We start from the raw sequence: 22,092 nt of genomic DNA on the forward strand, positions 1-22,092 counted from the left end.
TTCGCGCGGCCGTGGCGCGGGCCAGGCAGCCGACCGGCAGCTTCCCTGCCCGCCGACGTCCCTGCGGGCGGGCGGCGTTGCCGGTGCGCGCGGTCCAACACCGTGTTCAACCGTGCAGGTTCAGCCGCGCAGGGCGGGCTCCGGCCGGTCGGCCCTCGTGATCAGGTCCGACATGGAGACCAGCACCCGGCGCTCCCCGGTGAACGCCTCCCGGCCGTGCGACCAGCGCATGTTGTCGATCACCAGCAGGTCGTGGCGCCGCCAGCCGAAGCGCCGCGCACGGCGCTCGAAGGCCGCGCGGACCGCGGCGACCATCTCGTCCGGGATCCGGCCCCCGTCGCCGAACAGCACGTCATTGGGCAGCCCGTCCTCCCCGAACAGCGCCACCAGGTCGGCCCGCAACCCCTCCGGCAGCGAGGACTGATGGAACAGCACCAGGTGGTTGAACCACACCCGGTGCCCGGTGCGGGGGTGTACGAGGGTCGCCGGGGCCCGGCGCACCGTGCGCAACCGGTCCTCCTCCGGCCACTCCCACTCCAGCCCGCCCGCCGAGCAGAACCGGGCCACCTCGTCGCGGCTGTCGGTCTGGAACGCCTCGCGCCAGTCGAGGCCCACGCCGCTGCCGTAGTTCCGGACATAGCGCAGCCCCCGCGCCTCCAGGGTGCGCAGCGCCTCGGCGGGGATGTCCTCCAGCACCCGCGCGACATCCGTGATCGGGGTGGCGCCGCCGGTGGCCGCCGGGGTGGCGCAGTAGAAGGCCAGTCGGCCCGGCCAGGCACCGGCGTACGACGACTCGCAGTGCTGCGGGATCACCTCGCGCGCCGGGTACTCGGTGGAGGTGAACACCCCGTCGCCCACCTCGCTGCGCGGCGTGGAGCGCTCCGTGTACTCCAGCGGCCGGAACCCGAGCCCGTTCAGGGCCTGCTGGAAGTCCCCGACGCCCTCGGCGTCCGCCCCTCGGATCAGCGCCACGCCGGTCTCGGCGACGGCCCGGTCGATCGCCGGGAGATGCCGGCGCACAAAGGGCCCCAGCCGCTCGCCGTCGGCCCGCAACACGGTGATGCCGGTCAGCTCGTCCACTCGTCACAACTCCCTGGAGAAGGGGCCCGGTGCCGGTGCCCCGGAATCGGTGAGAACGCCACCGGTCAGCCGAGCACCGCGGCGACGGCGCCGAGCACGGCCGGAGCGTCGGTGAAGAGGTAGTCGTGCCCGCCGGGCAGCAGTTGGAGCGTGAACCCGCCCGAGGCACACGCGCGCCAGCGCTCCAACTGGGCCCGGCCCACCAACGGGTCCTCGGCACCGCCGAGGACATGCAGCGGACAGCCCACCGGCACCGGCCCGACGCTCCGGTACGCCTCGGTGAGGGCCAGGTCGCGGCGGACCGTACGCAGCGCGTAGCTCAGATACGACGGGTACTCCCGAAGGCCGGGAGGGAAGCCGCCGAACCCCTCCAGCCAGGCCAGCAGCCCCTGGTCGTCCCGGTCCGAGATCCGCTTGGGCACCGCGGCGTGCGGCGCCCGGCACGCGGAGACCAGCAGCGCGCGGGGCGCGCGCAGGCCGCGCCGGGCGGCACGGACGGTGAGTTCGTAGCCGAGGAGCGCGCCGAAGCTGTGGCCGAAGAGCGCGTACGGCAGGTCGAGCTCGTCCGAGATGCCGTCGAGCACGGCGTCGGCCAGCTCCTCCAGGGTGCCCGGCACCGGCTCCGCGCTGCGCACCCCGCGGCCGGGCAGCTCCACCGTCGCCAGCTCGATGCCGTCGGGCGGGGTGAGCCGCCAGGGGGCGAACGACCCGGCGCTGCCGCCCGCCTGGGGCAGACAGAACAGCCGCAGCCGGGGACTGGGCGCGGTCACCCGGCCGACGATCCACGGAGTGTCCGCCCCGTGCGCCGGTGTGCTCGCGGGGTGGGAGGCTCGTTCGGCGGCATGGGTTCGCATCCCGCTCCTTTCGTCGCCCGGCACTCACTCGGGGCGGTGGCCCCGGCGGGCCATCCTGGGGCGCCGGGGGCGGCCTGGCCAGGCACGGGGACCGGCAACCGGTCTGCCGCCCAATTGCCCCGAGCCTGCCTGGCCGGTGGGCCTCCCGCGCGATGAGGATCGTGCCGACCATCCCGCCCTTGTGCCCGAGGGGATCGCACTTCCATGACCGCTGTTCCTGACGAGGCAGCCGACTCGCCGCTCTTTGTCCTGGACGCCGTGAAGGCGGACCTGATGAAGGTCGAGTCCCTCACCCAGGCGTGTCTGAACTGGGACTACGGGAAGCGTGACAGCCGTGTCTGGAGCCTCTACGAGAAGAACAAGGCCGCTCAGTGGAACGCCTCGACCGACATCGACTGGGACTACGACGTCCAGTTCGGTGCCGAGCTGACGGAGGAGAACGGCGCCCGGCTGGCCGGCTTCGTCGTCGGCGAGGGCAGCCCGGTGCCGCGCGAGCTGCTCACCCGGTTCCGCTGGGAGTACCAGGCGTGGATGTGCAGCCAGTTCCTCCACGGCGAGCAGGGCGCGCTGGTGACCACCGCCCGGCTGGTGGAGACCGTGCCCGACATGGACGCCAAGACCTACGCCGCCTCCCAGGTCGCCGACGAGGCGCGCCACGTCGAGGCCTTCGCGCGCTACATGGACGAGAAGCTGGGCACCGTCTACCCGGTCAACCCCGGGCTCGGGACGCTGCTCCACGATGTGCTGTCGGAGTCCCGGTGGGACATCGTCTACCTCGGCATGCAGGTGGTCATGGAGGGCCTGGCGATCACCGGGCTCAGGCTCGCCAGCAGCGGCTTCGGCGATCCGCTGATCCGGCAGATCACCAAGATGGTCGCGAGCGACGAGGCCCGGCACATCGCCTTCGGCGTCACCTCGCTCACCGGCATGTACGAGCAGGCGACCACGGCGGAGATCCGTGAGCGCGAGGACTTCCTGCTGGAGTCCATCCGGCTGATGTCCCGCCGCTTCATGCTCCGTGAGGTGTGGGAGCGCATGGACCTCGACGTGGACAAGGGGCTGCGCTTCGCACGGACCAACCCGATGATGGCCACCTATCGGCAGCTGCTGTTCCAGCAGGTGATCCATGTGCTCCGGCAGCTGGGCCTGCTGTCGGAGCGGGTGAAGGAACTGCTGCTCGCGGAGAATCTGGTCCGCCCCGAGGTGATGACGAGCCGCTGACCCGGGCCGTCGACAACGCCCCGCTGCCCGGCGCACACCGTGCGCCGGGCAGCGGGGCGTTCGCGCGGGGTCAGTCCGCGGTCAGCGGCCGGGTCTGCGCGCCGTGCGCGCCGGCGCACAGCGCCTGCCAGATGACGCGGCGCCGCGGCTTTCCGCTGGAGGTGACCGCGATGCCGCCCTGGGGCACCTCGACGGACAGCAGCTCCGCGTCGCCGAGCCACGCGGACAGCACCTCGTGGGCGATCCGCCGCCACTCGGGCCGGACCCCCGCGAACACGGCCGCCCCCGTGGGCGTGCCGTCGCGGACCCCGAGAAGGACGGCGACCCGGCGCTCGGGCACACCCCGCTGGTGCAGCAGGGTCTCCAGGCTCTCCGCGAAGACCATCTTCCCGCTGACCTTGAGCCCGTCGCCCAGCCGGCCGATCACGAACAGCTGTCCGTCGCGCAGGAACCCCGCATCGCCGGTCCGCAGCCCCTGGCCGCCGAGGCTGGTGCCGGAGGCGGAACCGGCGTCGCCGAGATAGCCGTCGGCGATCGACACCCCGCTGACGACGATCTCGCCGACCTGCCCGTCCGGGAGTTCGGCGCCGTCCTCGGACACGATGGTCACCGTCCTGTCCGGCAGCGGACGCCCGCAGCCGACCACCGCCGTCCCGGCCAGGGACGCGGCGTCGCCGTCGTCAGCGCTGCCGGGGTGTCCCGTCGTCCAGCCCTCGCCCGGGGGCAGACCGGTCACCGCCAGGGTCGCCTCCGCGCTCCCGTACGCGGGGACCAGCGCCCCGCGGTCGAGGCCGTACGGCCCCAGCAGCGCGTGGAAGTCGCCCAGCACCCGCGGGTCGACCCGCTCCGCGCCGATGATCACGGCCCGCAGGGCGTCGAACCGCAGCCCCTCCAGATCGGCGGGGCGCACCCGGCGCAGGATGTACGACAGGCCGAAGTTGGGCATGGCCGTCAGGACGATGCGCCGGTCGCTGAGGCAGCGCAGATACCGCAGCGGCGAGCGGATGAAGTCGTCCGGCTGGAGCATCCACCCGTCGAAGCCGGTGACGACGACGTTCAGCAGAAAGCCGACGAGGCCCATGTCGTGGTGGACCGGCAGCCAGCTGGCCGCGGGGTACTGCGGGGCGCAGCCCAGCCAGACGCCCATCCCGCCGATGTTGGTCCGCAGGGCCTCGGCGGAGATCCGCACCCCGCGCGAGAAGCCGCTCGACCCCGAGGTGAACTGGAGCAGAGCCGTCTTCGGGAGCGGCAGCGGCCGCTCCAGCGGCTCGGCGTCCGTGACGAGCCGGTCGAAGACCACCGGCTCGCCGAGGCCCACTTCGGCGGCGACCTTGCGGATGCGCTCCAGCGACTCGTCGTCGCAGACGACGGCGGCGGGCCGCACGGTCTCCAGCAGCTGGGCGGCGTGCCTCTCGTACTCGTCGGCCCGCTGATAGGCGAACGGCGGGGCGAGGGAGCACGGTGTCGCGCCGGCGGCCAGGGCGCCGAAGAACGTGGCGACGAAGCCCGGGCTGGAGCGCTGCACCAGCGCCACCACATCGCCCGGCCGGACGCCGTCCGCCCGCAGCGCGGCGGCCGTGGTGAGCACCAGCCGGCCCAGGTCGCGATAGGACCAGAAGTCCCAGCCGTCCTCGTGGTTCGCGTAGTACAGGCCACGCTCGGCGGACGCCTCGTCCAGCCAGTCGAGCAGGCCTCGGTCCGGGTTTCCCAACGTCCCCGTCCTTTCCAAGTGGCCACGCCGGGTGCGTCCCGGGGCCGCTTGGACCCCGTGCCCGGCTGCCGCACAGCTTCGCCACGGGGCCCCGCGGTCACCAGGCAAGGGGCCGGTAACTCGCCCGCGGCCGGGCGGCATTTCGACCAGCAACCGCGATTGCCGGTCGATTGCCTGGTGAGTGGCCGCGCGGCCGGTGCAGCATTCGACCGAGATTCGAGCCCTTGGTCCGTCGGAGCGGTCCGTCGGAGCGCAGGAGAGAGCGGTTACGAACCTGATGACTTCACGCGACACCGAGCCCGGCCTGCTTCCGCTCACGGCCGCCCAGCGGGGCGTGTTCCACGCGCAGCGCCTCCAGCCCGACAACCCGGCCTACAACACGGTCGCCGTCATGGAGCTTCGGGGACCGGTGGACGGGGAGCTCCTGCGACGGGCGATCCGCCGCGCGGAGGGGGAGAGCGGCAGCTGGGACGTCGAGCTGGTGGAGCGGCCGGACGGCCTGTACCAGCGGCCGACCGCGCCCGGCCGCTCGACATGGCGGGAGCTCGACCTCGGCGGGGAGCCGGATCCCCTCGCGACGGCCCGGGCGCTGGTCGACCGCGACCGCGCCACCCCGCGCGACCTGTTCGAGGACGCGCTGTCCGGGCATGTGCTCATGCGGATCGGCGCCGACCACCATCTGTGGTACCAGCGCAGCCACCACATCCTGTCCGACGCCTTCGGCTCGGTGCTGCACTCGCGCAGGATCGCCGCCGTCTACGAGGCCCTGGCCGCCGGGACGGAGCCGGCCGGCGAGCCGCTGGGCCGGCTGCGGGACCTCCTGGCCGAGGAGGCGGAGTACGGCGCGTCCCAGGACCACGCCACGGATCGGGAGTACTGGACGGGGACCTTCGCCGACCGGCCCGAGACCGTCTCGCTCGCCCCGGGGGTGCCGACGGGCGCCGCCGGGCGCGCGCTCTCGGCGACCACGACCCTGTCCCCGGACGAGCTGCGGGCACTGCGGGACGCCGGGCGGGACGCCCGCGCCCCGTGGACGGTGCCGATGCTGGCGGCGGTCGCCGGCTATCTCCAGGGCATGACGGGGGCCGAGGACCTCACCATCGGCGTCCCGGTCACCGCGCGCGCCGGCGCCCGGTCGCGGAACGTGCCCGGCATGCTGTCCAACACCCTTCCGCTGCGGCTCGCCGTCAGCCCGGCGGAGGGCCGGGCGGCGCTGGTCCGGCAGGTCGCGCGGCGGCTCGGCGACCTCCTCACGCACCAGCGCTACCCGTACGACGAACTCCGCCGCGACCTGCGCCTCCTCGGTACCGACGAGCAGCTCTTCGGCGTGCTGGTGAACATCGTTCCGGCGGGCTCCGAGACCGCGTTCACCGGACTGGAGGCGCGCCTGACCGCGCTGTCCGGTGGCCCGGTCACCGATCTCAACATCACCTGCCACCCCGGACCCGACGGCCAGGGCGCGCGCGTGGAGTTCGAGGCGAACCCCGACCGCTACACCGCCGCCGAACTGACCGCGCACCAGGCCAGGTTCGGCGAGTTCCTGCCCCGGTTCCTGGCCGCCCCGCCGGACCTCCCGCTCGCCCGGGTGGACGTCCTGACGGCGGCCGAACGCGGCCGGGCGCTCGCCGTCGGCCGACCCCCGGGGCCGGCGCTCCACATCGCGCCGCGGACCTTCCCGGACCTGTTCGAAGAGCAGGTCCGCCGCACCCCGCACGCCCCCGCGGTCATCTCCGCCGCGGGTTCGCTCGACTACGCCGGCCTGAACTCCCGCGCCAACCGTGTCGCCAAGGCCCTGGTCGAGCGGGGCGCCGGACCCGAGCGCCTGGTGGCCGTCGCCCTGCCGCGCGGGATCGCCGCGCTGACGGCCGTGATCGCCGTCATGAAGGCGGGCGCCGCGTATCTCCCGGTCGACCTCGACTATCCGCGGGCGCGGGTGGCCGCCATGCTCGACGACACCGAGCCGCTGCTCCTGCTGACCACCCGCGCGGCCGACGACGGTACGCGGGCCCCGGGCGTGCCCCGGCTGTATCTGGATCCGGATCCGGACGACGCCGACGCGCCCACCGACACCGTCGCCGACGCCGACCTCGGTGACCGCGACCGCCGGGCGCCGCTGCGGCCGGAACACCCGGCGTATGTCATCTACACCTCCGGCTCGACCGGCCGCCCCAAGGGCGTCGTCGTCACCCACACGGGCCTGGCCGCCCTGCTGCGACACCAGAAGGACCTGCTCCGGCTGACCCCGGACACCCGGGTGCTCCAGTTCGCGTCGCCGAGCTTCGACGCCTCGGTGTGGGAGCTGTGCGTGGCGCTGCTCACCGGCGCCGCCGCGGTGGTCGCCCCGTCCGAACGGCTGGTGCCCGGGCCACCGCTGGCCGGCCTCGTGGCCGAACTGGGGGTCGACTGCCTGCTGCTCGCCCCCTCCGCGCTCTCCGCCATGCCACCCGACAGCCTGCCCCAGGGCGTCAATCTGGTCGTCGGCGCCGAGGCGTGCCCGCCCGAACTCGTCGCCCGCTGGTCCCCGGGGCGGCACATGGTCAACGCCTACGGCCCCACCGAGGCCACGGTCATCGCCACCCAGACCGGGCCGCTGTCCGGCCGGACCGTCCCGCCCATGGGCCACTCGGTCCCCGGCGGCCGGCTCCGGGTGCTCGACTCCGCGCTGCGGCCGGTGCCGCCCGGGGTGGCGGGCGAGGTGTATCTGAGCGGCGACGGGCTCGCCCGCGGCTACCTCGGCCGCCCCCGGGTCACCGCGGAGCGGTTCGTCGCCGACCCGTTCGGCGCGCCCGGCGCCCGGATGTACCGGACGGGCGACCTGGCCCGGTGGACGGCGGACGGCGGGCTGACGTATCTGGGCCGCGCCGACGGCCAGGTCAAACTGCGCGGCCACCGCATCGAACTGGGCGAGGTCGAGGCCGTCCTCGGCCAGGCGCCCGGTGTCGGCGGGGCCGTCGCGGCCGTCCGCGAGGACCGGCCGGGGATCAGACACCTGGTCGGCTACGCGGTCGCCGCGGCGGACACCGACCCGGCCGCGCCCACCCGGCTCGACGCGGCCGCGCTGCGCGAGTTCATGGCGGGGCGGCTGCCCGCGTACATGGTCCCGGCGGTGGTCGTGGTGGTGGACGCGGTGCCGCTCACACCGAGCGGCAAGGTGGACCGGGCGGCGCTGCCCGCGCCGAGTTTCGAGGCCGCGAACGAGTACCGGGCGCCCTCCTCCGGGCGGGAGCGGGTCCTCCAGGAGGTGTTCTGCGAGGTGCTCGGCCGTCCCCGGATCGGCGTGGACGACAGCTTCTTCGACCTCGGCGGCGACTCGGTCGTCGCCATGCGGCTCGCGGCCCGCGCCCACGCGGCGGGCCTCGCCGTCACCAGCAACGACATCTTCCGCCACAAGACCATCGCCCAGCTCGCCGAAGTGGCCCAGGACACCTGGCCGGAGGCCGCGACACCCGGGAACGCCGAGAGTTTGGTGCGCATCGACGCCGAGGAACTCGACGCGGAGGAACTCGACGAGCTCGAAGCCCAGTGGGAGACAACACGGTGAAACAGACATCCCTGGAAACGGTGCTGCCGCTCTCGCCGTTGCAGCAGGGCATCCTCTTCCACGCCCTCTTCGACGAGGGGGAAACCGAAGGCGGCGGCCCCAGCGGTCCCGGCGGCCCTGTCGATTTCTACACCGTGCAGACCCCCCTGGAGCTGACCGGCCCGCTCGACACCGAGGTGCTGCGCCGCTCCTGCCTCACCCTGCCGGCCCGCCACGCGAGCCTGCGCGCCGGGTTTCTGCGGCGCCGCTCGGGCGAGGCCGTCCAGGCCGTCGCCCGCGCGGTCGAGCCGCCGTGGGAGGAGGCCGACCTCTCCGGCTGCGACCCCGACGAGGTCCGGGCGCGGCTCGCCCGGCTGCTGGCCGAAGACCGCTCCCGGCGCTTCGAGATGACCAGGCCGCCACTGCTGCGGTTCACCCTGGTGCGGCTGGCGCCCGAGCGGCACGTCCTCGTGCTCACCAACCACCACATCCTGCTGGACGGCTGGTCGCTGCCCCTGGTCCTCGCCGACCTGTTCCGCATCTACCGGGACGGCGGCACCGCCGAACGGCTGGAGCCCGCCCCCTCGTTCGGCGAATACCTCGGCTGGCTCTCCGCACAGGACCACGCCGAGGCCGAGCGCGCCTGGCGGAGCGCGCTGGCCGGGCTCGACGGCGCGACGCTGGTGGCGGGCGGGTCGGGCACCGGCACCTCCGACCGCGGCCAGCAGCGCGTCGTCGCCGAGCTGACCGAGGCCGAGACGGCACGGCTCACCGCCGCCGCCCGGTCGCGGGAGCTCACCACCAACACCGTGGTCCAGGGCGCCTGGGCGCTGCTGCTGACGCTGCTCACCGGACGGCGGGACGTCGTCTACGGCAACACCGTCGCCGGGCGCCCGCCCCAGCTCCCGGGCAGCGAGCGCATGGTGGGGCTGATGATGAACACGGTGCCCGCCCGGGTCCGGGTGGACCCGGCCGAGCCCGTGGCGGACCTGCTGGCCCGCATCCAGCGCGAGCAGGCGGCCCTGACCGCGCACGAGTATCTGGGCCTCGCCGACATTCACCGAGCCGTCGGCGCCACCGAACTCTTCGACACCACCGTCGCCTTCGAGAACGTCCCCGTCGAACAGGCCGTCCAGGGCTCCTCGGTCGAGGGGCTCGCGGTGACCCTGCTGCGCGACGCCGTCGAGGACGCGTTCGAGGGCACCCACTACCCGCTGAGCCTGGCCGTCCACCCCGGCGCCCGGCTCCGCTTCGAACTCAACTACCGCGACGACGTCTGCACCGGCGAGGCGGCGGCCGAGGTGCTGCGCCGACTGTGCGCCCTGATGCGGGACATCGCCGACCGGCCCGAGCTGCCCGCCGGGCGGCTGCCGCTGTGCTCCGACGCCGAGCGGTGGACCGTCCTGCGGGCGTCGAGCGGCCGGAGCGTGGCGCACCCGGACCGGACCCTGCCCGAGCTGTTCGAGGAGCAGGCGCGCGCGACACCCGACGCGGTGGCCGTCACCGACGGCGCCACCACCCTGACCTTCGAGCGGCTCAACGCCGACGCCGACCGGCTGGCCCGGCTGCTGGTCGCCCACGGCGCGGGCCCGGACCGGCTCGTCGGCGTCGCCCTGCCCCGTACCGCGGCCGCGGTGACGGCGATCTGGGCGGTCTGGAAGTCGGGCGCCGGCTATCTGCCCCTCGACACCGAGCACCCGCTGGAGCGGATCGCGGCCATCTGCGCGGAGGCCGCACCGGCCCTCGTCCTGGCCACCGCCGCCACCGCGCACACGGTGCCCGAAGGGGTGCCCGTGCTCCGGGTCGACGAGGCGGAACCGCTCGACGAGGCCACGGACCCGGGCGCCGGAGAACGCCCCGACGCGCCGCTGCCCGGCCACCTGGCGTATGTGATCTACACCTCCGGCTCCACCGGCCGCCCCAAGGGGGTCGCGGTCGAGCACCGCAACCTGGCCAACATGTTCCACAGCCACCGGGCGAACTTCTTCGCACCGGAGCGCGCCCGGGCGGGCGGCCGGCCGCTGCGGGCGGCGCTCACCAACTCGCTGGGTTTCGACGCCTCGTTCAGCCAGTTGCTGTGGATGGTCGCCGGGAACGCGCTGCACATCGTCGACGACACCGTGCGCAGGGACGCCCTGGCCCTGGTCGACCACGCGATGGCGGCGGCGGTCGACGTGCTCGACACCACGCCGTCCGTCGCCCGCCAGATGCTGGCCGCGGGCATGTTCGAGGCGTCGGGGGAGCGGCATCGGATCGGTGTGCTGGCGCTCGGCGGCGAGGAGGTCGGCGACGACCTGTGGACCGAACTGCGGGGCGTGCCCGGCCTGTCGGTGTACAACCTCTACGGCCCCGCCGAGTGCACGGTCGACGCGATGCTGTGGCACGGCGACGGCGACGGCGATTGCGGGCCCGCCATCGGCCGGCCCGCCGACAACGCCCGGGTCTATGTGCTGGACGGGTTTCTGCGGCCGGTGCCGGACGGGGTGGTCGGCGAGCTGTACATCGCGGGCGACGGGGTCGCCCGCGGCTACCTGGGCCGCCCGGACCTGACGGCCGAGCGTTTCGTGGCCGATGTGTTCGGCCCGGCGGGCGCCCGCATGTATCGCACCGGAGACCTCGGACGCCGCCGTCCGGACGGGGTCGTGGAGTACCGCGGGCGCGCGGACTCCCAGGTCAAGATACGCGGCCACCGCATCGAACCGGGCGAGATCGAGGCCGCGCTGGCGGCGGCGCCCTCGGTGGCGCAGGCGGTGGCGGCGGTGTCCGCCGACCCGTCGGGCGCGCGGCGCGTCGTGGGGTACGTACGCCCCGCGCCCGGCGCCCGCCCCGACCCGGCCGCGCTGCGCGAGTTCACGGCGCGCCGACTGCCCGCGTACATGGTCCCGGCGGTCGTCATGGTCGTCGACGCGGTGCCGCTCACACCGAACGGCAAGGTGGACCGGGCGGCGCTGCCCACCCCCGGTTTCGAGGCCGCGAACGAGTACCGGGCGCCCTCCTCCGAGCGGGAGCGGGTGCTGCACGAGGTGTTCTGCGAGGTGCTCGGCCGTCCCCAAATCGGGGTGGACGACAGCTTCTTCGACCTCGGCGGCGACTCGATCGTCGCCATGCAGCTCGCGGCCCGCGCCCACCGGGCCCAACTGGCCGTCAGCACCAAGGACATCTTCCTCCACCCGACCATCGCCGGGCTCGCCGAGGTGGCCCGGGACACCGGCCCGCGCGGCGAGGCGCGGGGCCGGGACACCGCACCCGCGGCGCCGCTGGTCCCGCTCAGCGACGCCGAGCGGGCGGAGCTGGCCGAGGACGGCCGGCGGATCGCCGATGTGCTGCCGCTGACCCCCCTCCAGCAGGGCATGCACTTCCACGCCCTGCTGGCCGCCGACGGCGTCGACGTCTACACCGCCCAGGCGCCCGTACGGCTCGAGGGCCCGCTCTCGCCCGCCGCGCTGCGCGAGGCCGTCGGGGCGCTGGCCGCCCGCCACGGCGCCCTGCGGGTCTCCTTCACCCTCCTGAGCTCGGGCCGTCTGGTCCAGGCGGTGCACGAGGAGGTGAGCGTGGGGTGGCGGGAGGCCGACCTCTCGGACCTCGGCGAGGACGAGCGCCACCGCCGCCTCGCCGAGCTGATCGACGAGGACCGGCTCCGGCGCTTCGACCTCGCGAAGCCGCCGCTGCTGCGGGTCACCCTGGTCCGGCTCGCCGCCGACGACCATCTGCTGCTGGTGTCCTACCACCACGGGCTGCTGGACGGCTGGTCGCTGCCGCTGTTCTTCCGCGACCTGTTCGCCCTCTACGCGAGCGGTGGCGAGGCCGGTGGCCCGGTGCCGGTGCAGTTCGCCGACTATCTGCGCTGGCTCGACGGCCAGGACGGGGAACGGGCGGCGCGGGCCTGGACCGAGGCGCTGGCCGGACTGGACGAGCCCACGCTCGTCGCTCCCGACGCCGAGGCCGCCGCCGCGACCGTGCCCCACCTGGCGACCGAACTCCTCGACCCCGAGCGGACCACCGCGCTGACCACCGCGGCACGCGCCGCCGGCCTGACTCTCAACACCGTGATCCAGGGCGCCTGGGCGGTGGCGCTGGGCCAGCTGCTGGGCCGCGACGACATCGTGTTCGGCGCCACCTGCGCCGGACGCCCGCCGGAGCTGCCGGGCTCCGAGGACATCGTCGGCCTGCTGATGAACACCGTGGCGGTGCGGGTGCGGCTCGACCCGGCGCGCCCGCTCGTCCGGATCCTGGCCGACCTCCAGCGCCAACAGGCCGAGCTGGGCCCGTACCAGCACCTGGGCCTCGCCGACCTCCAGCGGGCCCTGGGCCTCGGCGAACTCTTCGACACCGTCGTCGGGTTCGAGAACACCCCCGTTGATGGTGAAGCTGTGCAGAAGCACGTCCCCGGCCTGCGGATCTCCGTGGACGACCGGCCCGTGCCCGGCGCCACCCACTATCCGCTCAGCCTGGTCGTGGTGCCGGGCGAGCGGCTGAGTCTCGAACTCAGCTACCGCGCCGACCTCTTCACCGCCGAGGCGAGCCAGGCCCTCCTCACCCGGGTGAGCAAGGTCCTCGACGGCTTCGTCGCCGACCCGGCCGCGCCGCTGGGCCGGATCGACCTGCTCACGGCGCAGGAGCACAAGCTGTTCCGCGCCACGGCCGACGGCCCCTCGCACACCGCCGCCCCGGCCACCTTCCCCGAGCTCTTCGAGGAGCGGGTACGGGCGCTGCCCGAGGCCGTCGCGGTGTACGACGGGCCGCTGGCCATCGGCTACGCCGACCTCAACGCGCGGGCCAACCGGCTGGCCCGGGCGCTGGTGGCCCGCGGTGTCGGCCCCGAGGACGTCGTGGCGGTCGCGATCCCCAAGTCGGCCCGCTCGCTCCTCGCCGTCCTGGCCGTCCTCAAGGCCGGCGCCGCCTATCTGCCGCTGGACCTCGGATACCCGCTGGAGCGGCTGCGCCAGGTCGTCGAAGACGCCGCGCCCGCCCTCGTGCTGACCACCGCCGACGCGGTCGGCCTGGTGGCCGAGGCGGGCGCCGGCCGGACCCTGTGCCTGGACGGGCCCGACGATCCGGCCGACCCGCGGGCCGTCGAGCGGGCCGACGCGCTGACCGACGGCTTGTCGGAGGCGAACCTGACCGACGCCGACCGGGTGGCGCCGCTGCGGCCCGACAACACCGCGTACCTCATCTACACCTCCGGGTCCACCGGCCGCCCCAAGGGCGTGCTGGTGCCCCACCGCGGCATCGCCGCCCTGGTCGCCCAGCAGCGCACGGGCCTGGCGCTGCGCACGGACGAGCGGGTGCTGCTGTTCGCCTCGCCGAGCTTCGACGCCTCCGTATGGGAGCTCGCCACCGCCCTGCTGACCGGGGCGAGCGCGGTCGTCGCGCCCGCCGACGCACTGCTGCCGGGGCAGGCCCTGGCGGCCACCGTGGCCCGGCACGGCGTGACCGCGCTGCTGCTGCCGCCGTCCTCGCTGGCCGTGCTGCCCGAGGGCGCCCTGCCGCCCGGGGTCACCCTGGTCGTGGGCGGTGAGGCGTGCCCGCCCGAGCTGGTCGAACGCTGGTCGTCCGGCCGCCGCATGGTCAACGCCTACGGCCCGACCGAGGCAACCGTCATGGCGACGATGAGCCGCCCTCTGACGGGCCGGACCAGACCGCCGCTCGGCGACCCGGTCACGGGCGCGCGCGTCCATCTGCTGGACGGCGCGCTGCGGCCGGTGCCAGTGGGCGCGCCCGGTGAGCTGTATCTGGCGGGCGAGGGGCTGGCGCGCGGCTATCTGCGCCGGGCCCCGCTCACCGCGGAGCGCTTCGTGGCCGATCCGTTCGGCCCCGCCGGGTCGCGGATGTACCGCACCGGCGACCTGGCGCGCCGCACGCCGGACGGCGCGCTGGAGTATCTGGGCCGGGCGGACCAGCAGGTCAAGGTGCGCGGCTTCAGGATCGAGCCCGGCGAGATCGAGACGGTGCTGGCCGACGACCCGTCGGTCGCCCAGGCGGCCGTGGTCGTCCACGAGGACCCCGCCGGCCGGCGCCTGGTGGCGTACGCCGCCCCGGCTGCCGGCGCCCGGCCGGACCCCGCGGCCCTGCGTCGGCGGGTCGCGGCCGCCCTGCCCGACCACATGGTGCCCGCGGCCGTGGTCGTCCTCGACCGGCTGCCGGTCACGCCCAGCGGCAAGCTCGACCGGGGCGCCCTGCCCGCCCCCGACTTCTCCGGCACCCCCGCCGGCCGGGCCCCCCGCACCGCCCGTGAGGAGCGGCTGTGCGCGCTGTTCGCACAGGCCCTCCGGGTGGAGCGGGTCGGCATCGACGACAGCTTCTTCGACCTCGGCGGCGACTCGATCAGCTCCGTCAAGCTCGTCACCCTGGCCCACGCCGACGGCCTGGACATGGCGCCGCGCGATGTGTTCACCCACAAGACCGTGGCGGCGCTCGCCGAGGCGGTGAAGGAACTCGCCCCGGAAGCGGACATGGCCACGGACGCGGCCGACCCGGACGAGCCGCTGGTCACCCTGGACCAGCACGAACTCGACGCCTTCGCCGAGGACTGGCAGGAGCCCGTCTGAGCCACCGGCCACCGCCGGGGGAGCCCCCTTTCGGCGGTGGCCGGACACCACGATCGCACGACCACTGGGCCAACACGGCCGGGACCCTGCTCGGTCGGCCCCGTGAGGCACCACCACGCGGCCCGGCAGCGGTGCGCGGGCCGCACAGGACCGAACGACGGACGACCCGAGCGGTCACGACCCGGTGGAGGACCATCGACATGACAAGCACCTATTCAGCCGTTGCCGCCCTCCGCCAGGCGGCGGCCGACCCGGTCCCCGACAGCCCGGACACCCCGCTCGAATATCACCTCGACGCCGAGGAAGCGGCCCAGCTGCGGGCCGCCGCGGCTCGGCTCGCGGACACCCACGGGGCGCCGGACCGGCCGGAGTTCTACGACGGCGGCCACGCGGCCGAGGAGCTGCTGCCCGCGGGGCTGCGCGGCTTCCTGCTCTCCTACCGCCGCACCGAGAGCACGGCCGCGTGCCTGGTGCACGGCTTCCCGGTGGACGACGCCCGCATCGGCCCCACCCCCGGCCACTGGGGCGAGGCCATCGAAGGCGAGGCGGCCAGGGAGCAGGAGCTGTGGCTGGCGATGTGCGGGCTGGCGCTGGGCGACCCGTTCGGCTGGGCGACCCTCCAGGAGGGCCGCATCATCCAGAACATCCTGCCCATCCGCGGCGACGAGCGGCGCCAGAGCGGCTACGGCAGCGAGAGCCTGCTGGAGTTCCACACCGAGGACGGCTTCCACCCCAACCGCTGCGACTATCTGCTGCTGCTGGGCCTGCGCAACCCGGACCTGGTGCCGACCGTCGTGGCGTCCGTCCGCGATGTCCGGCTGAGCGAACACGACCGCACGGTGCTCGCCGAGGAGCGCTTCCACATCCTGCCGGACACCGAACACATCCGGCAGCTGGAGGACTCCGCGCCCCGCCACCCCGCGCTGGCCAGGCTGCGTGAGATGACGGACCGGCCCGTGCCCACCGCCGTGCTGTTCGGTGACCGGCTCGACCCGTATCTGCGCATCGACCGGCCCTTCATGCGCGTGGCCTCCGAGGACTCCGAGGCCGCGGCCGCCCTCGACCGGCTCATGGACGAACTGCGGCGGGTGCAGCGGGAGATCGCGGTGGGCCCCGGCTCGCTGCTGGTCGTGGACAACTACCGCGCCGTGCACGGCCGCCGCCCCTTCACTCCGCGGTACGACGGGACCGACCGCTGGCTCAAGAAGCTCACCGTCAGCCGCAATCTGCGGCGCAACCTCAGCGGATACGCCCTGGAACACCCCCGTGTCATCGTCTGAAACCGGTCCCGGCACCGCCCCGCGGCCCCCACGGAAAGGCAGCCACACCCCATGCGCACCGTCATCGTGTCCGGCGCGTCCAGCGGCATCGGCCACGCCACCGCCGAGCGGTTCGCCCGCTCCGGCGACTATGTGGTCAACCTCGACCTCCAGCCGCCCGCCCCGGGCACGGCGGACGGCCCCCGCGACGGCGGCGGCCAAGTCCGCTGGATCGAGCTGGACGTCGCCGACTGGTCGGGCGTCCGCGCCGCCGTCGACCAGGTGCACGCCGAGCGCGGCGCCGTCGACGTCGTCATCGCCAACGCGGGCATCAGTGTCCGGCACGGCATCCTCGACCTCACCGAGGACGACGCCCGGCGCACCCTGGACGTCAACCTGATGGGCGTCCTCGCCCTGTGGCGCCACGCCGTCCCGCACATGCTGCGCCGCGGCGAGGGCGTGCTGCTCGCGACGGCTTCGGTCAACGGCTCCCGCGGCTATCCGCTCTACGCGGACTACAACGCCAGCAAGGCGGGGGTGGCCTCGCTGTGCCAGACCTTCGCCGTCGAGCTGGCCCCGCTGATCAGGACCGCCTGTGTGGCGCCCGGCGCGGTGCTGACACCCATGCAGCGCGCCGAGTACACCGACGCCATGCTCGACGAGGTCAACGAGCGCATCCCGGCCCGCCGCCACGCCCTCCCCGAGGAGATCGCGGACGTGTTCCACTTCCTGGCCTCCCCGCAGGCGTCGTTCGTCTCGGGTCAGCAGTTCGTGGTGGACGGTGCCGAGACCGCCGGGGCGACCACCGCGTTCTTCCCCGGCCCGACCAAGCCGCTGGGCTGAGCGCGCCCCCACCCCGTACCCCCGCGCCCCGCCGCCCCAGCCTTCCGCCTCCCGCCGCCGAGCCGAGGACATCGCCATGGACACCCGCCGGGCTCCCGCCCCACAACCGCCCGACCAGCTGGATCTCGCCGACCCCCTGCTGCACGCCCACCACGACCTGGGGCCGCTGTGGCGCCGGCTGCGTACCGAGGCCCCCGTCCACTGGCAGCCCGAGACCGCGCGCGGCCCGGGGTTCTGGGTGGTGAGCCGCTACGCCGATGTCGTCTCGGTGCTCAACGACAGCGAGACCTTCACCTCCGAGCGCGGCAATGTGCTCGACACCCTGCTGGCGGGCGGCGACTCGGCGGCCGGGAAGATGCTCGCCGTCACCGACGGCAGGCCGCACCAGGCGCTCCGCAGCGCCCTGCTGAAGCCGTTCTCGCCGCGCTCCCTGGAGGTGGTGGTCGACAGCGTCCGGCGTGGCACCCACGCGCTGGTCGAGGAGGCGGTGGAGCGGGGCGAGGTGGACTTCGCCGCCGAGGTGGCCGCGCACATCCCGCTCGCCGCCATCTGCGACCTGCTCGGCGTCCCGGCCTCCGAACGGCGGCACATCATCGACCTCACCTCCGGCGCGCTGTCGTCCGCGGACGGCGCGCCCACCGAGGAGGCGACCTGGGCGTCCCGGAACGGCCTGCTGCTCTACTTCTCGGAACTGGCCGCGCAGCGCCGCGCCAAACCGTACGACGACGTGGTCAGCCTCCTGGTGACCCGGGAGATCGACGGCAGGCCGCTGACGCACGAGGAGATCGTCTTCAACTGCTACAGCATCATCATGGGCGGACACGAGACGACCCGCTTCGCGATGGTCGGCGGGCTGCACGCGCTGATGGAGCGCGAGGACCAGTGGCGGGCGCTGTCCGACGGCCGGGCCGAGATCGCCCCGGCCGTCGAGGAGGTGCTGCGCTGGACCACCCCGGCGCTGCACAGCGGCCGGACCGCGACCCGGGACGTCCTCCTGGACGACCGGTTCGTCGAGGAGGGCGACATCGTGGTCACCTGGTTGGCCTCCGCCAACCGCGACGAGCGGGTCTTCGACCGGCCGGACGACTTCGACCTGTCCCGCACCCCCAACAAACACCTGTCGTTCGCCCATGGCTCGCACTTCTGCCTCGGCGCGTTCCTGGCCCGCGCCGAGCTGACGGCCCTGCTGGAGAGTCTGCGGCAACTCGTCGCCAAGGCCGAGCCGGCGGGCCCGCCCCGGTATGTGTACTCCAACTTCCTGAGCGGCATGTCGGCTCTGCCGGTCGCCCTCACGCCGAGTTGCCGAGTGCTTGCCGGGCCCGTTGCCTGGGAGGCGTCCTCGGCCGCGCTTACCGTCGGAAACATGACTCACACTCCTGCCGCCGTCGGCGCCGAAGCGGTCTCCCCCGTGGTGTGCGGCATGGTCCGCCTGGTCGCCCCGCGCAAGCTCGACCAGGTCGAGCTCGACCACCGGCTCGTCGGCGACCTCGGTTTCCACTCCCTCGTGCTCGCGGAACTCGGCTACAACCTGGAGGACCTGTACGGCCTCCGGACGCTGACCCCCGAGGAGACCATGAAACTGGAGCGCGTCCGGGACGTGATCGAGTTCGTCTCCACCGAGGTGGCCGGCGGCCGGGCCCAACTGCCCCCCGACGACGAGGTCGCCGCCCTCTTCGCCCGCTACGGCGCCGACGCCCCCGCGGCCCCCACGGCATGACCGGCGAGGCGTCCGACCGCCCCTCCTACGCGCTGGCCGCGGACTTCGAGCGGGTGCTCGGCGACCCGGCGGCGCCCGGCGGTCCGTTCAGCCACGCGGAGACGGTGGCGCACGAGGAGCTGGGCGAGCTGCCCCCGGGGGCGGTGGAGCTGGTCCGGTCCTGGGGGTTCAGCGGCTTTCTGGTGCCCGAGGAGTTCGGCGGCCGGCTGCGCAACCTGGAACAGCTGGTCCTGCTGACCCGTTCGCTCGCCCGCCGCAATCTGACGGTCTCGGTGATGTTCGGCTCGGCGCTCCTGGGCGTCAACCCGGTGTGGCTGTGGGGCGAGGAGGAGCAACGGGCCCGGGTGGCGCGGGGCCTCCTCGACGGGGACCTCGCCTGTTTCGCGGTGTCCGAGCCGGACCACGGCAGCGACCTGGGCACCAATGAGACCACGGCGGCGCCGGACGGCGACGGGTATGTCCTCACCGGGGAGAAGTGGCCCGTCGGCAACGCCACCCGGGGCCGTTTCCTCACCGTCTACGCGGCCGTCGAAGGCGTCGGCCCGTCCCTGCTGCTGGTCGACAAGAGGCGGCTGGCGGCCGGGAGCTGGGACAACCACCCCTTCGTACGGACCGTGGGCCTGCGCGGCCACGACCTCAGCGGGATCACCTTCCGCCGGACCGCGGTGCCCGCCGGCGCGTTGCTCGGCCGCCCCGGCGGGGGCCTGGCCCAGATCCTTCAGGTGCTCCAGATCACCCGCACGGCGATCGGTGCGCTGTCGCTCGGCACCATGGACTCGGTGCTGCGGATCGCGCTGCGCCACGCGCGGGAGCGGGTGCTGTACGGGCGGGAGATCTACGGCATCCCCGTCATCCGGCGGCACCTGGTGCGCTCACACCTCGATCTGCTGATCGCCGAGTGCGTGACGCTGCCGGTGGCCCGCTCGCTGTCGGTCGCCCCGTCCCGGCTCAGCCTGTGGTCCTCCGTGGTCAAGTACCTGGTGCCCACGCTGGGCGAGGAGGTCCTGCAGGAGGCCGCCCGGGTCCTGGGGGCACGCGGCTATCTGCGCGAAGGGGTCGCCTCGGGCGCCTTCCAGAAGCTCCAGCGCGACCACGCGATCGCGAGCGTCTTCGAGGGCACCACACACGTCAACCTCCATGGCATCGCCTCGCAGCTGCCCGCCGTGGCCCGGGTGGCCGACCGTCCCGCCCCCGGCCAGGAGGCCGTGCTGCGCCCGCTCTTCGACTGGTCCGAGGAGGCCCCGGTGTGGCACCCCTCGGGCCGGGCGCTGCGGCTGACCAACGCCACCGAGGACGAGATCACCCGGGGGTGGGGCCCGGCAGCGGCCGAGGCCCGGCTGATCGCGGAGCGCGAGCTCTCGCCGCCCGAGGCCGACGCGCTCGTCAAGGTTCTTGACGCGCTGTCGGCGCGCCGCGCGGCCTTCTACACGCGGATCGCCGCAGAGTCGCTCGACGCGACGACGACGGACGGTCAGGACCGGGCCGCCGAGCACTGCGTCCACCACGCGGCCGCCTCGTGCCTGTACACCTGGCTCTACTCCTTCGCGGAGGAGCGGACCCGGGCCGGGGGCACCGGATGGCTGGTCCTCGTACTGCAACGGCTGCTGTGGCGGCTCGACCCCACGGCCGAGCCGGACGAGGCGCTGCTGCCGTGGCTGGAGGAGCTGATGTTCGCTTGCCTCGACGGCCCGGAGTACTTCTCCCTCCGGGCCGTCAAGGCGGCCGCCGGAACGGCGGCAGGCTGAGCGGGATGGCCGGCCCCCGGTCAGGCGGCGGGCCGGCCGGCGCGGCCCAGGGGCAGCGGCTCGGCCGACCGGGCGGTGCCGGAGTCGGCGGACGCGGCGGTGTTCTGGGGGTGTTGCCGTTCCAGCTGTGTCACCACATGCCGCACCAGCGCGTGCACGCGGTAGGTGTACTGCCGCTCCCGGTGGGTCTGCACCAGCGAGGCGTCGACGAGCTCGGCCAGCAGATGCGCCACCCGCACCAGGTCCGGGCGGCGGCTCGGCTGCGCGGTCAGCACATCGTCCAGCGTGAAGCCGTCCGGCAGGGCCACCAGGTCGCGCAGCAGTTGCCGGTGCGGGGCGGGGAGCAGGTCGTAGCTCCACCGCACACTGTCGGACAGCGTGCGATGGGCGCTCAGGCCCCCCGTGTCGGCCTGGCCGAGCAGATGGAAGAGCGTGTCCTCCTGGAGGAGCGAGGTCAGCGGCAGCGATCTGAGCCGCTGGGCGGCGATCTCGATGGCCAGCGGCACGCCGTCGAGGAGCCGGCACAACCTGGTGACCATCGGGAGGTGATGGGCGAGATCCAGGGTCGGCAGCCCGGCCTGCACCCGGCGCAGAAGAAGCTCCACCGCGCTCGGCACCGGCATGTCGCGGCCCTTGGGCCCGTCCACGCGCAGCGGCTCGACCTCCCAGGTCTCGGCCGCGCCGGCGGCCGGCGCGCGGCGCGAGGTGACCAGCAGATGGAGCCCGGGATGTTCGTCGAGCAACTGCCGTGCGAGACGGGCGGTCTGCTGCGCGACGTGTTCGGCGCCGTCCAGGATGAGCAGTCTTCGCCCGCTGTGCACCCTTCGGGCCAAGTACCCCGATTCGCTGGTGAATTCCCGTGTGATGCGCGTCAACTCGGCTCCTGCGTAAGCGGGGTCGAGGTGTTCGGGCGGGCAGTCGCGCAACTCGACCACCGCGACCCCGTCGCGGAACAGCGGGCGCAGCCGGGACGCCGCCGCGAGGGCCAGCCGCGTCTTGCCCACACCGCCGGGCCCGGTGACCACGACCAGTCGGCTGCGCTGCGCGGAAGCCAGGATATGGCGCATATCGGTCTGTCTGCCCACTAACGGATCGCCCAGGGGCCGGGGGCCGTGCCACGGCGAGAGCTCGGCCGTGCGGTGCGACTGCGCGTCCTGGTGCTGGTCGGGCACCACCGTCATGTCGTCACCGCCCCAGGAAGCCGCCTCAGGGAGCGGGGCGGGCCCCGCGCCCAGGGCGCTGAGCAGCAGTGCGACCGACGTTCTGCGCGGGTTGGTATTGGAGCCCGTCTCCAGATTGCGGATCGTCCGCACGCTGACACCGGAGCGCTCGGAGAGCTCCTCCTGCGTCCAGCCGGAGATCCTGCGCTGACTGAGGAGAAAGTCCCGCAGCTGATGAATGTCGGTCCTGTCGAACGACATGAAGTCATTCGGAATTACCATTGAGTTAATCCCCCTTAGCGATGACACATGCGCTGCCCTTGCGCATCTCGTACCGTGCGCCGCCTGATGAGCCGGGGCCCGGGGGCCGGGCCCCGGCGGAATCGACCCTCATCAAATCCCCGTGACATCGAATCGTCCCAATTGGCGCGACT

Annotated in this window: 11 protein-coding genes; 7 read left to right on the forward strand and 4 right to left on the reverse strand. The window is 74.1% G+C overall.

Annotated features, from left to right (window positions below):
• Nucleotides 1-120 precede the first annotated feature (120 nt).
• Both ACH4S9_RS33320 and ACH4S9_RS33325 read right to left on the reverse strand, forming a co-directional pair.
• A complete protein-coding gene (locus ACH4S9_RS33320; RefSeq protein ID WP_398375292.1) occupies nucleotides 121-1,080 on the reverse strand; it encodes a TauD/TfdA family dioxygenase in 960 nt (319 codons plus the stop codon).
• Between the two features lie 65 nt (nucleotides 1,081-1,145).
• A complete protein-coding gene (locus ACH4S9_RS33325) occupies nucleotides 1,146-1,934 on the reverse strand; it encodes a thioesterase II family protein (protein ID WP_398375294.1) in 789 nt (262 codons plus the stop codon).
• Between the two features lie 204 nt (nucleotides 1,935-2,138).
• Between ACH4S9_RS33325 and ACH4S9_RS33330 the strand changes: the two genes are divergently transcribed.
• Nucleotides 2,139-3,155 carry a ferritin-like domain-containing protein gene (locus ACH4S9_RS33330; protein ID WP_311723192.1) on the forward strand — a complete coding sequence of 339 codons (1,017 nt, stop codon included), beginning with the start codon at nucleotides 2,139-2,141 and terminating at the stop codon, nucleotides 3,153-3,155.
• 70 nt (nucleotides 3,156-3,225) lie between these two features.
• Here ACH4S9_RS33330 and ACH4S9_RS33335 read toward each other — a convergent pair whose 3' ends face one another.
• Nucleotides 3,226-4,866 (reverse strand): AMP-binding protein, encoded by a 1,641-nt coding sequence (locus ACH4S9_RS33335; protein ID WP_398375295.1) that lies wholly within the window; start codon nucleotides 4,864-4,866, stop codon nucleotides 3,226-3,228.
• A gap of 277 nt (nucleotides 4,867-5,143) precedes the next feature.
• Here ACH4S9_RS33335 and ACH4S9_RS33340 point away from each other — a divergent pair, with 277 nt between their 5' ends.
• The 6 genes from ACH4S9_RS33340 to ACH4S9_RS33365 all read left to right on the forward strand — a co-directional run bounded on the left by ACH4S9_RS33340 (nucleotide 5,144) and on the right by ACH4S9_RS33365 (nucleotide 20,498).
• Nucleotides 5,144-8,407 (forward strand): amino acid adenylation domain-containing protein, encoded by a 3,264-nt coding sequence (locus tag ACH4S9_RS33340; RefSeq protein ID WP_398375297.1) that lies wholly within the window; start codon nucleotides 5,144-5,146, stop codon nucleotides 8,405-8,407.
• On the forward strand, nucleotides 8,404-14,934 hold the full coding sequence (locus ACH4S9_RS33345; RefSeq protein WP_398375298.1) for an amino acid adenylation domain-containing protein: 6,531 nt from the start codon (nucleotides 8,404-8,406) through the stop codon (nucleotides 14,932-14,934). The genes ACH4S9_RS33340 and ACH4S9_RS33345 overlap by 4 nt, the downstream gene beginning before the upstream one ends.
• Before the next feature lie 200 nt (nucleotides 14,935-15,134).
• Nucleotides 15,135-16,214: a guanitoxin biosynthesis L-enduracididine beta-hydroxylase GntD gene (gntD, locus tag ACH4S9_RS33350; protein WP_385345020.1), complete on the forward strand. Its 1,080-nt coding sequence runs from the start codon at nucleotides 15,135-15,137 to the stop codon at nucleotides 16,212-16,214.
• A gap of 51 nt (nucleotides 16,215-16,265) precedes the next feature.
• Nucleotides 16,266-17,036: an SDR family NAD(P)-dependent oxidoreductase gene (locus tag ACH4S9_RS33355; protein ID WP_385345023.1), complete on the forward strand. Its 771-nt coding sequence runs from the start codon at nucleotides 16,266-16,268 to the stop codon at nucleotides 17,034-17,036.
• 76 nt (nucleotides 17,037-17,112) lie between these two features.
• Nucleotides 17,113-18,753, forward strand: a complete 1,641-nt coding sequence (locus ACH4S9_RS33360) for a cytochrome P450 (RefSeq protein WP_398375301.1) — start codon at nucleotides 17,113-17,115, stop codon at nucleotides 18,751-18,753.
• Nucleotides 18,750-20,498: an acyl-CoA dehydrogenase family protein gene (locus ACH4S9_RS33365; RefSeq protein ID WP_398375302.1), complete on the forward strand. Its 1,749-nt coding sequence runs from the start codon at nucleotides 18,750-18,752 to the stop codon at nucleotides 20,496-20,498. Before ACH4S9_RS33360 ends, ACH4S9_RS33365 begins: the two co-directional genes overlap by 4 nt.
• Nucleotides 20,499-20,518: 20 nt before the next feature.
• Here the strand turns inward: ACH4S9_RS33365 and ACH4S9_RS33370 are convergent, their stop codons facing one another.
• The gene (locus tag ACH4S9_RS33370; RefSeq protein WP_398375304.1) at nucleotides 20,519-21,919 is read right to left on the reverse strand and encodes a helix-turn-helix domain-containing protein; all 1,401 of its coding nucleotides are present in this window, start codon (nucleotides 21,917-21,919) and stop codon (nucleotides 20,519-20,521) included.
• Nucleotides 21,920-22,092 lie beyond the last annotated feature (173 nt).

This window comes from Streptomyces sp. NPDC021225, from assembly GCF_044332865.1.
GTDB lineage: Bacteria > Actinomycetota > Actinomycetes > Streptomycetales > Streptomycetaceae > Streptomyces.